The following is a 10443-nucleotide window of genomic DNA, read 5'->3' as shown; positions in this document are numbered from 1 at the left end:
ACCATGCGAACCCTGACGCAACCGGCGGCGCTGCCGAGTTCAGCGAGGCCCTGAAAGGTTTGGGCCCGTGCCAGGGGGGCGGGGGCGGTGGGGTTGGGGGGCGCCGGGGGGGGGGCGGGGGGCGGCGCGGGGGGGGGGTGGGTGGGGCGGGGGGCCTCCCCCCCCCCCCGGGGGGGGCCCAAAACCCCGGCGCGGGGGTGGCGCGCCGACAGACACTGTTACGCTCGGATATTCAGACGGCTAAAGTTGAGTCGACCCGACTTAGATCACGGCCGGGCGGCTACATCCGACAGGAGTCATGCGGCCGGCCGTATGCGGCCGGGGCCGTGGACAGCGACCAAGGACTAAGAGAACTCAAGTGGCACGGGATTACTACGGACTGCTCGGTGTCGGCAAAGACGCCTCCGACCAAGAGCTCAAACGCGCGTACCGGAAACTGGCTCGCGAACTGCATCCCGACGTGAACCCCGACGAGGCCGCGCAGGCCCGGTTCAAAGAGGTCTCCGCCGCGTACGAGGTGCTGACGGATCCGGAGAAACGCCGCATCGTCGATATGGGCGGCGATCCGCTGGAGGCCGGTGGCGGGGCCGGTGGTTTCAGTGGCGCCGGTTTCGGCGGGCTGGGTGATGTGTTCGAGGCTTTCTTCGGCGGGATGAGCGGTGGCGCCGGTGGTGGCGCGCGCAAGGCCCGGGGCCGGGTGCAGCCCGGCGCCGATTCGCTGGTGCGCACCCGGCTCAGCCTGGCCGAATGCGCGGTCGGGGTGACCAAACACCTCACCGTGGACACCGCCATCCTCTGCGACCTCTGCAAGGGTGCGGGCACCAACGGCAATTCCAAGCCGGTGCGCTGCGAAACCTGTGGCGGTGCCGGTGAGGTGCAGTCGGTGCAGCGTTCTTTCCTCGGCCAGGTGCTCACCTCCCGCCCCTGCCCGACCTGCCGTGGTGCCGGGGAGACCATCCCCGACCCCTGCCACAAATGTGGTGGCGACGGCCGGGTGCGGGCCCGCCGCGAGATCGCGGCCCCGATCCCGGCCGGTGTGGCCAACGGGATGCGGGTGCGGCTGGCCGCGCAGGGTGAGGTCGGGCCGGGTGGTGGCCATGCCGGTGATCTGTATGTCGAGATCGTGGAGCAGCCGCACGATGTCTTCGTCCGTGACGGCGACGATCTGCACTGCACCGTCCGGGTCCCGATGGTGGACGCCGCCCTCGGCACCACGGTGGTGATCGACACCATCCTGGACGGGCCCACCGAGCTCACCATCGCTCCCGGGACACAGCCGGGGGAGATCTCGGTGCTGCGCGGGCACGGTATGCCGCGGTTGCGGTCCAGCGCGCGGGGTGACCTGATGGCGCATCTGGATATCGTCGTGCCGACCAAATTGGACAGTAAGCAGGCCGATCTGCTGCGCAAGTACAAGGGCCTGCGGGGCCGGGACAAGGCCGAGGTGATGTCGGCGCAGTCCGAGCACAACAGCGGCCTGTTCGCCCGGTTGCGCGCCTCCTTCAGCGGACGCTGATCCGATGGCCGCCCCGACCGTCTTCTATCTCGACGAGATCCCGGAGCCGGGCGGTATCGCGGTACTCGACGGCCCGGAGGGCCGGCATGCCGCGACGGTGCGCCGGATCCGGGTCGGCGAGGCGATCAGCCTTTCCGACGGCCGCGGTGTGGTCGCGGAGACGGAAGTCGTTGCCGCGCAGAAGAACCAGCTGGATCTGCTGGTGCGCGATCGGGGTCGCGCGCAACCGGCGTCCCCGGCGGTCACGGTGGTCCAGGCGCTGCCGAAATCCGAGCGTTCGGAACTGGCGGTCGAGTTGATGACCGAGGCCGGTGCCGATGTCGTCATCCCGTGGCAGGCCGCCCGCTGTGTCTCGAATTGGGAGGCCAAAGCCGACAAGGGTGTGGCGAAATGGCGGGTGGCGGCCAGGGGCGCCGCCCGGCAGTCCCGCCGTGCCTATATTCCCGAGGTGACCGCGCTGCATCGCACCCCCGAGGTGGTCGACGCGGTGCGCGCGGCGAAAGCACAGGGGGCGGTGGTCGCCGCATTGCACGAATCGGGGACCGGTAGCTTCACCGCGCTGCCGTGGGCCGCGGCGCCCGCGGTCATGCTGATCGTGGGCCCGGAGGGCGGCCTCGACGATGCGGAGTTGACGGCGCTGGCCACCGCCGGTGCCGATGTGGTGCGGCTGGGGCCCACCGTGCTGCGCACGTCCACGGCGGCCGCGGTCGCGCTGGGTGCTCTCGGTGCGCTCACGGACCGCTGGTGACGTCCGGGTGAACTCCGCGTCCGGCCCGTTCACCGGGGTGCCCGGCGCCGTAATTCGGGTGGGACCTGTCGGGCCCGGGAGTTAGACTCGGGGCAGCGATACCGTTCGCGAGCAGAGCAAACAGTGCGCCTCACCGCGCCTGTCGAGACCGGAAAGCAGGCCATAGCCACTACGTGCGATCACAAGGCGATATCGGCGATCAGAATCCTTCCGCGGCCGACAACGGGGCCTCCGGGCCCGCGGCACGCACTGTCCGTTCCAGTATCGAACTCGCGCCCGAGTCGGTGTTCCCTTTCCTCGGTTCGGCCGATGCGAATCTGCGTGAGCTGGAGAATCTGTTGTCCGCCGATATCCATGTCCGCGGCAATCTCGTCACCCTCACCGGCCCGGCCGCCGAGGTGGCCCTGGCCGAGCGGGTCGTCGAACAATTGGTGGCGCTGACCGGCCGGAACCGTGCGATCACTCCGGAAGCCGTACGGCATACGGTGACCATGCTCACCGACGGTAGCGCCGAATCGCCGGCCGAGGTGCTGAGCCTGGATATTCTGTCGCGGCGCGGGAAGACCATCCGACCGAAGACGCTGAACCAGAAACGCTATGTGGATGCGATCGACGAGAACACGATCGTTTTCGGTATCGGCCCGGCCGGTACCGGTAAGACGTATCTGGCGATGGCGAAGGCCGTCCAGGCGCTGCAGTCCAAACAGGTCAATCGCATCATTCTCACCCGTCCGGCCGTCGAAGCCGGTGAACGCCTGGGCTTTCTCCCGGGCACGCTGAACGAGAAGATCGACCCGTATCTGCGCCCGCTGTACGACGCCCTGCACGACATGATGGATCCGGAAGCCATTCCGAAATTGATGGCCGCCGGCGTGATCGAGGTTGCGCCCCTGGCGTATATGCGGGGCAGAACCCTGAACGATTCGTTCATCATTCTGGACGAGGCGCAGAACACGACCGCGGAGCAGATGAAAATGTTCCTGACGCGGCTCGGGTTCGGGTCGAAGATCGTGGTGACCGGCGATGTCACGCAGGTGGATCTGCCGCATGGGGCGCGGTCGGGGTTGCGGGCGGCCAGCGAGATCCTCACCCGGATCGAGGATATTCATTTCGCCGAGCTCACCAGCAGCGATGTGGTGCGGCACCGGTTGGTGTCCGATATCGTCGACGCCTACGAGAAGTTCGAGGCCGAAACGCGTCCGCCGGTCGGGCCGCCGCATATGTCCGGGAATCGGGCGCAGCGGCGGGCGGCGGGCCGGGCGGCGCGGCAGTAAGGGCGCGGAGTCGGCGCCTCGGCCCGGAGAGCGGTAACCGTTCCGCTGGGCCTCCCGCCGGCCGCGGTCGGTTCGAGGTGGCGGCCGGCACTCGAAGTGTTGCGCCGCACTCGCACAGGTCGTGCGCGGGCGTCGGATAGGTGGTGGCCGACGGTACCCATTAGGCTGACCAGGTGAGTATCGAGATCGCCAACGAGTCGGGTATGGACGTGCCCGAGGAAGACCTTGTCGGTGTCGCCCGCTTCGTGATCGGCCGGATGGACGTGCACCCGGCGGCCGAGCTGTCGATGGTGCTGGTCGATCTCGACACCATGGCCGACCTGCATATGCGCTGGATGGATCTACCGGGGCCCACCGATGTGATGTCGTTCCCGATGGACGAACTCGAGCCCGGCGGCCGCCCCGACAGTCCGGAACCCGGGCCCTCCATGCTCGGCGATATCGTGCTGTGCCCCGAATTCGCCCTGGACCAGGCCGCCAAGGCCGGGCATTCGCTCGACCACGAACTCGCCCTTCTCACGGTGCACGGAGTGCTCCATCTGCTCGGTTACGACCATGCCGAACCGGCCGAGGAGAAGGAGATGTTCACCCTGCAGGGCCGGTTGCTGGAGCAGTGGTACGAGGAGTTGCGCGACGAGCAGCGCCGTGCCGAGCTGGCCGCGCGCGATGCCCGGCTGCTGGACAAAACGGGGTTCGTGGCACCGGAAGAGGGCCGGCCGCGGCCGGGTGACGCGCACGCGTGAACGAGATGATCCTCTTACTGCTCGCCGTGTTGCTCGCTGCGGTGGGCGGGGTCTTCGCCGCGGTGGATTCGGCGCTGAACACCTTGTCGGTGGCTCGACTCGACGATATGGCGCGCGGCGACCGGCCCGGGGCGGTGCGGTTGAGCCGGATCGTGGACGACCGGCCGCGGTACGTGAATCTCATGGTGCTGTTGCGCATTCTGTGCGAGATCACCGCGACGGTGCTGCTGGCCGCGGCGCTGACCCAGTTCATGGACAGTGCCTGGGCGCTGCTGGTCACCGCGGTGGTGATGGTGCTGGTGTCCTATGTGGTGATCGGGGTCGGCCCGCGCACCCTGGGCCGCCAGCACGCGTATTCGATAGCCCTCACCGCGGGGCTGCCGCTGCAGTTCATCGGTGCGCTGCTGGGCCCGCTGAGCCGGCTGCTGATCCTGCTCGGTAATGCCATCACGCCCGGCAAGGGTTTCCGGAACGGGCCGTTCGCGTCCGAGATCGAACTCCGCGAAGTGGTCGATATGGCGCGCGAACGCGGTGTGGTCGCCGACGACGAGCGCCGGATGATCCAGTCGGTATTCGAACTCGGCGATACCACGGCCCGCGCGGTGATGGTCCCGCGCACCGAAATGGTGTGGATCGAAGCCGATAAATCGGTGGCGCAGGCGATGTCGCTGGCGGTGCGCAGCGGGCATTCCCGGATTCCGGTGATCGGTGAGAACGTCGACGACATCCTCGGCGTGGTGTATCTGAAGGATCTGGTGCCCTACGCCGACCGGGGTCGCAGTGTGCGGGTGCGTGAGGTGATGCGCGACGCGGTGTTCATGCCCGATTCCAAACCGCTCGACGATCTGCTCGACGAAATGCAGCGCCGCCGCAACCATATGGCCCTGCTGGTCGACGAGTACGGCGGTATCGCCGGGCTGGTGAGCATCGAGGATGTGCTCGAGGAAATCGTGGGCGAGATCGCCGACGAATACGACACCGACGAGACCCCGCCGATCGAAGAGCTGGAACCGGGCCGCTACCGGGTGTCGGCGCGGCTGCCGGTCGCGGACCTGGGGGAGTTGTACGGACTGCCGATCGGTGAGGAAGAGGTGGACACCGTCGGCGGTTTGCTCGCGCACGAACTGGGGCGGGTGCCGTTGCCGGGTGCGGAGGTCGTCGCGCACGGGCTGGAACTACGCGGTGAGGGCGGTGCGGACGCCCGCGGACGGGTCCGGGTGCACACCGTGGTGGTGGCCCGGGCTCGAGAGCAGACTACGGAAACCGATGCGGAGCCGGACCGGGACCGCCCGTCCGCCCGAACCGACGAGGGAGCAGGCCATGACTGAACTGGATGCCGAGGACAACAAGCTGCTGGTGTTGGCGCGGGGGGCGCTGGGCCGCACGGGCGGTGCCGCGGGCGCGGCGATCCGCGATACCGACGGGCGCACCTATGCCGCCGGTGAGGTGGGATTGCAGGCGTTGCGGCTGACGGCGTTGCAGTCCGCGGTGGCGGCGGCGATTTCCAGCGGCGCGGAGGGTTTCGAAGCGGCGGTCGTGGTGGGCGGTAAGTTCGCCGACGCGGGGGTCACGGCGGTGCGTGAGGTTTCCGCGGGGGCGCGGATCATCTTCGCCGACACCTCGGGGGCGGTTTTCGATATCGCCGAGGGTTACGAGGCCACCGATGCCTGAATCCGGTGAACGGGAGTTCCGGTCCGGTTTCGTCTGTTTCGTCGGCCGCCCGAATACGGGCAAATCGACGCTGACGAATGCGCTGGTGGGGGCGAAGATCGCGATCACCAGTTCCCGGCCCCAGACCACCCGCCACACCATCCGCGGGATCGTGCACCGGGAACATACCCAGTTGATCCTGGTGGACACTCCGGGCTTGCACCGCCCACGTACCCTGCTGGGCCAGCGGCTCAACGATCTCGTGCGCGATACCTATTCCGAGGTCGATGTGATCGCGCTGTGTATCCCGGCGGACGAGAAGATCGGCCCGGGGGACCGCTGGATCGTGCAGCAGGTGCGGCAGATGGCGCCGAAAACCACCTTGCTCGGTGTGGTCACCAAAATCGACAAGGTCGGCCGGGAGCAGATCGCCAAGCAACTGCTCGCGGTTTCCGAACTGCTCGGGCCCGATTCCGATGTCATCCCGGTCTCGGCCGTCAAGGGGGAGCAGGTCGAGCTGCTGGTCGATCTGATCGCGTCGAAGATGCCGCCCGGCCCGGCGTTCTATCCCGACGGGGAACTCACCGACGAACCCGAGGAAACCCTGATGGCCGAGCTCATCCGGGAGGCCGCACTGGAGGGGGTGCGCGACGAGCTGCCGCATTCGCTGGCGGTGGTGATCGAAGAGGTGCTGCCGCGCGAGGAGCGCGAGGACATGCTCGATGTGCATGCGCTGCTGTATGTGGAGCGGCCGAGCCAGAAGGCGATCATCATCGGAAAGGCTGGTGCGCGACTGAAAGAGGTCGGCACCAATGCCCGTAAACAGATCGAACATATTCTCGGCACCCGTATCTACCTGCATCTGCATGTGAAGATCGCGAAGGACTGGCAGCGCGACCCCAAACAGCTGGGCAAACTCGGCTTCTAGCGCGGACTCGGCCGAGTTCTTTTCGTTTCTGAGTGTTGGCTGAGGTTTGGCCTGCCCGGGTAGCGCTGGTTGGACTAGGCCGATATGCTTCGGCCCCGATACCCGAAATCATCGGAGCGAAACCCTTTTTGATCCGACGATTCGGTAACGGGGCACGATGGGGTGCCGGATGCGGGCTCGGCGTGGAGTCGGCAGGACTTGGCGCGAGCGGGGGTACCCGGCATATGTACGAATCGGTGGTGGTGAGCCGTCCGGGCACGCCCGGCCCGGCGGATCGGCGGCAGTGGGTGGCTCCCGCGCTCGCCCTGGCGATCTCGGTGACGATCGGCGTCGGACTGGTCGCCGGCGCCATGCTCTCGGTGGCTCCACCCGACCGGATGCTCACGGCCGTTTGGATTTCCGTCGCCGTCGTCGCCGCCTGCACCGCGGTCACCACCGCCGTGTACGTGCGGGGCCTGTTCGTGGCCGAACAGCAGCGCCGGGTGGAAACGGCGAATCTGCTGGCCCGTGCGGAGGCCCGGGTCGCGGCCGCCGAACAGGCCGTCGCCGTGGAGAAGGAAGCCACCGCGGCCAGTGAGCGGCGCCGGTCGGCGGCCATCGCGGCGCTGGCGAACGCGTCCGGCCGGATGCAGGCCATGACCACCAGCATGCTGGCCGAACTGCAGGATCTCGAACATCGATACGCCGACCAGGCCGTGCTCGCCGATCTGCTGAAACTCGATCACGCCACCGCGCAGGCCGGTCGCCTCGCCGACAGTATCGCGATCCTCAGCGGTGCGCGCACCGGCCGGCGCTGGGCCAAACCGATTGTGCTGGAAAGGGTGTTGCGCGGGGCAATCGGGCGGGTCGGCGGCTACCAGCGTGTGCGGATGCGGGCCATCGCCGAGATCGCGATCGCCGGGCACGCGGCCGAAGGCGTGATCCACGCCCTGTCCGAACTGGTCGACAATGCCTGCCGGTTCTCGCCGCCCACCACGGAGGTGCATATCTACGCCGCGGAGATCCCGGCGGGTGTGGTGGTGACGATCGAGGACAGTGGCCTGGTGATGAGCGAAACCTCGCTGCGCCGCGCACAGGTCACTGTGTCCGGCACCGAGGATGCGACCGAGGGGCTGTCCTCGCTCAACGGCACCAGGTTCGGCCTGGCGGTCGTCGGCCGGCTCGCCCGCAAACACGGCCTCACCGTCAGCTACCGGCCGTCGGCCATCGGCGGCACCGCGGCGGTGGTGATGATCCCACGCGACCTCACTGCCCGGATCGAACCCCCGGCCACTCCGGCATTACCCGCCGGGAATTCGGCGGCGCAACCAGGATTGCCCCCGGGGGCGACCACCGGCCCGTTCGCAGCGGTACCCGATACCGGCTCCCGCTATCGGACCGCTCCCGCACCCGTCGAGGACCCCCCGGGTACGGACGCGAACACCGGCACCGGCTATCCGGTGCAGTCCCCGTACACCTCGGGCCGCCACCAGGTCACGCAGTACACCTCCGGACAGTTTCCGGCGCCGATTACGGAGATCACGGCGACCACCACGACCGCCCTGCCCAAACGGCGCCGGGGCAGCACCCTGGCCGCAGCCCACCCCGAAGGCCTGCCCGGCCGGGACGAGCTGGATCTCTTCGACGGTTCCGCATCGGAGGACACCGCCGCGAAACACCGATCGACGGCTTCGGCCATGGGGGCGTTCCAACGCGCGGTCACCGGCCGGGTGGAGGAGGAACCCCAGCCCTTCGGCGGACCGATCGGGTCGCCCGGCAACGGCGCCGCGCGACCGGCGCGTCATTCCACGACAACCGACTGGGAGAACGATCGATGACGATGACCTCGGATCCGGCGCAACTGGATTGGCTGCTACAGCGGCTGCTGAGCGAAACCGCCGGTGCCCGGCACGCGGTATTGCTCGCCGCCGACGGTATCCAGATGTGCCATACCGCCGGATTATCGATGGATCAGGCCGACCGGCTCGCCGCCATCGCCTCCGGGGTGCAGGCCCTCGCCGGTAGCGCCTCCGCGGAGTTCGGCAACGGCCGCGGCGGGGTGCGGCAGTCGATGACCGAGTTCTACGGCGGGATCCTGTTCATCGTCGGCGCCGGTGCGGGCGCCCAGATCGCCGTCCTCGCCGACGACGACGCCGACGCCGGCCGGATCGGCGCGCAGATGGCGGCGCTGATCGAACAGGTCGGGGAGTATCTGTCCGCGCCGCCGCGGGGGAGTAGAGCGAGACTGCTGTGAACCGCCCCGGCCGCGACGACGAGCCCGACCGCTTCTACACCCTCACCGGCGGCCGTGCCGCCCCCACCACCGAAGAATTCGATCCCGTCACCCTGGTGGTCAGTGAATGCGCGCCCGCACCGGCGATGCAGCGCGAACACGTGGCCATCCTGACCATGTGCCGGCAGCCGACCGCGGTGGTGGAGATCGCCGCCGAACTACGGCTGCCGATCGGCATCGCGACGGTTCTGGTCGCGGATCTGCTGCACTCCGGCAAGGTCACCGTGCGCCATCCCGAACTCGCCACGGGACCCTACGGCGACACATTCGATATCGACATGCTCGAGAAGGTGCTAGTTGGACTCCGTAGCCTTTGACGATCGCCCCACCCGTGCCCGGGCCCCGCTGCCCGGTTCGGTGCGGCACGGCCTGAAAGTCGTTGTCGTCGGCGGCTTCGGGGTGGGTAAGACGACCATGGTCCGCGCGGTGAGCGAGATCCAGCCGCTGGATACCGAGGCGGTGATGACCGATGCCGGTGCCGGCGTGGACGATCTGTCCGGCGTGACCGGCAAGTCCACCACCACGGTCGCCTTCGATTTCGGGCGGATCAGCCTCTCCGACGAGTATGTGCTGTACGTATTCGGCGCCCCGGGACAGGAACGGTTCTGGTTCCTGTGGGATCGGCTGTTCACCGGGGCGCTGGGCGCGGTGGTGCTGGTGGACCCGCGCCGGATCAGCGATTCCTGGTACGTGATCGACCGGCTCGAGTACCAGGGCACGCCGTTCGTGGTCGCGTGTAATTCGTTCGAGCCTGTCGGGCCGCCGCTGGACGAGGTCCGTGACGCCCTCGACCTCGACCCGCATGTTCCGTTGTTCAGCTGCGACGCGCGGTCGCGGGATTCGGGCAAACAGGTGCTGATCGGGCTGGTCGAACACCTCATCGAGCGGCAGGTCCCGGCCGGAGCGGAGGTTCGGCCGTGACCGGTCTCGAGTACAACGCCGGCCTGCCTGCCACGAGTTGCCCAGCGGCGCAACCGGGCTCGGTCCGACTCGACGGCCCCGGTTTCCACACCGACCCGGCGCTGCTCTACACCCGGATGCGATCCGAGCACGGCCCGGTGGTGGCGGTGGAACTCGTCGGCGGGATCCCCGCGTGGCTGGTGATCGGCTACCGGGAACTGCATCAGGTCACCACGGACGGCCTGTTGTTCCCACGGGATTCGGCGCTGTGGAACCAGTGGCCCGCGATCCCGCCGGATTGGCCGCTGCTACCGATGGTGGGCCGCCCGCAGCCGGGGATCTACTTCACCGCCGGCGCCGCCCATGCCCGCCATGTGGCGCTGGTGGAACCCGCGCTGGAATCGGTGGATCC

At 68.5% G+C, this 10443-nt stretch carries 11 protein-coding genes and 1 pseudogene; all 12 read left to right on the top strand.

All coding sequences use genetic code 11. The annotated features are described in order from the left end of the window. Positions 1–358 precede the first annotated feature (358 nt). Positions 359–1516 carry a molecular chaperone DnaJ gene (dnaJ, locus tag QH196_RS23015; RefSeq protein ID WP_280417895.1) on the top strand — a complete coding sequence of 386 codons (1158 nt, stop codon included), beginning with the start codon at positions 359–361 and terminating at the stop codon, positions 1514–1516. Positions 1517–1520: 4 nt separating this feature from the next. Continuing rightward, entirely contained in the window at positions 1521–2264 is a 744-nt protein-coding gene (locus tag QH196_RS23010; RefSeq protein ID WP_280417894.1) for a 16S rRNA (uracil(1498)-N(3))-methyltransferase, read from the top strand. 191 nt (positions 2265–2455) lie between these two features. Next, the gene (locus QH196_RS23005; RefSeq protein ID WP_432278159.1) at positions 2456–3538 is read left to right on the top strand and encodes a PhoH family protein; all 1083 of its coding nucleotides are present in this window, start codon (positions 2456–2458) and stop codon (positions 3536–3538) included. A 173-nt stretch (positions 3539–3711) separates the two neighbouring features. Then, positions 3712–4281, top strand: a complete 570-nt coding sequence (ybeY, locus tag QH196_RS23000) for an rRNA maturation RNase YbeY (RefSeq protein WP_280417892.1) — start codon at positions 3712–3714, stop codon at positions 4279–4281. 5 nt (positions 4282–4286) lie between these two features. Further along, complete coding sequence (locus tag QH196_RS22995) at positions 4287–5609, top strand: hemolysin family protein (protein ID WP_280417897.1); 1323 nt, start codon at positions 4287–4289, stop codon at positions 5607–5609. Then, a complete protein-coding gene (locus QH196_RS22990) occupies positions 5602–5952 on the top strand; it encodes a cytidine deaminase (RefSeq protein WP_280417891.1) in 351 nt (116 codons plus the stop codon). Before QH196_RS22995 ends, QH196_RS22990 begins: the two co-directional genes overlap by 8 nt. Beyond that, on the top strand, positions 5945–6859 hold the full coding sequence (era, locus tag QH196_RS22985; RefSeq protein ID WP_280417890.1) for a GTPase Era: 915 nt from the start codon (positions 5945–5947) through the stop codon (positions 6857–6859). Before QH196_RS22990 ends, era begins: the two co-directional genes overlap by 8 nt. A 224-nt stretch (positions 6860–7083) precedes the next feature. Next, the gene (locus QH196_RS22980; RefSeq protein ID WP_280417889.1) at positions 7084–8676 is read left to right on the top strand and encodes a sensor histidine kinase; all 1593 of its coding nucleotides are present in this window, start codon (positions 7084–7086) and stop codon (positions 8674–8676) included. After that, the gene (locus QH196_RS22975; RefSeq protein ID WP_280417888.1) at positions 8673–9092 is read left to right on the top strand and encodes a roadblock/LC7 domain-containing protein; all 420 of its coding nucleotides are present in this window, start codon (positions 8673–8675) and stop codon (positions 9090–9092) included. Before QH196_RS22980 ends, QH196_RS22975 begins: the two co-directional genes overlap by 4 nt. After that, a complete protein-coding gene (locus QH196_RS22970) occupies positions 9089–9448 on the top strand; it encodes a DUF742 domain-containing protein (protein ID WP_280417887.1) in 360 nt (119 codons plus the stop codon). Before QH196_RS22975 ends, QH196_RS22970 begins: the two co-directional genes overlap by 4 nt. After that, positions 9429–10052 (top strand): GTP-binding protein, encoded by a 624-nt coding sequence (locus QH196_RS22965; protein WP_432279543.1) that lies wholly within the window; start codon positions 9429–9431, stop codon positions 10050–10052. The genes QH196_RS22970 and QH196_RS22965 overlap by 20 nt, the downstream gene beginning before the upstream one ends. Beyond that, a pseudogene (locus tag QH196_RS22960) lies at positions 10049–10443 on the top strand (hypothetical protein); the annotation flags it as partial. The gene QH196_RS22965 and the pseudogene QH196_RS22960, both read left to right, overlap by 4 nt.

The sequence above is a fragment of the Nocardia carnea genome (genome assembly GCF_029868325.1).
GTDB lineage: Bacteria > Actinomycetota > Actinomycetes > Mycobacteriales > Mycobacteriaceae > Nocardia > Nocardia carnea_C.
This window is presented reverse-complemented; position numbering and strand designations above follow the sequence as displayed.

Excerpts from the sequence above, each read along its gene's own strand:
- QH196_RS23010 (WP_280417894.1), top strand. The coding sequence starts at position 1,521 with ATGGCCGCCCCGACCGTCTTCTATCTCGACGAGATCCCGGAGCCGGGC.
- QH196_RS22995 (WP_280417897.1), top strand. The coding sequence starts at position 4,287 with ATGATCCTCTTACTGCTCGCCGTGTTGCTCGCTGCGGTGGGCGGGGTC.
- QH196_RS22990 (WP_280417891.1), top strand. The coding sequence starts at position 5,602 with ATGACTGAACTGGATGCCGAGGACAACAAGCTGCTGGTGTTGGCGCGG.
- era (WP_280417890.1), top strand. The coding sequence starts at position 5,945 with ATGCCTGAATCCGGTGAACGGGAGTTCCGGTCCGGTTTCGTCTGTTTC.
- QH196_RS22980 (WP_280417889.1), top strand. The coding sequence starts at position 7,084 with ATGTACGAATCGGTGGTGGTGAGCCGTCCGGGCACGCCCGGCCCGGCG.
- QH196_RS22975 (WP_280417888.1), top strand. The coding sequence starts at position 8,673 with ATGACGATGACCTCGGATCCGGCGCAACTGGATTGGCTGCTACAGCGG.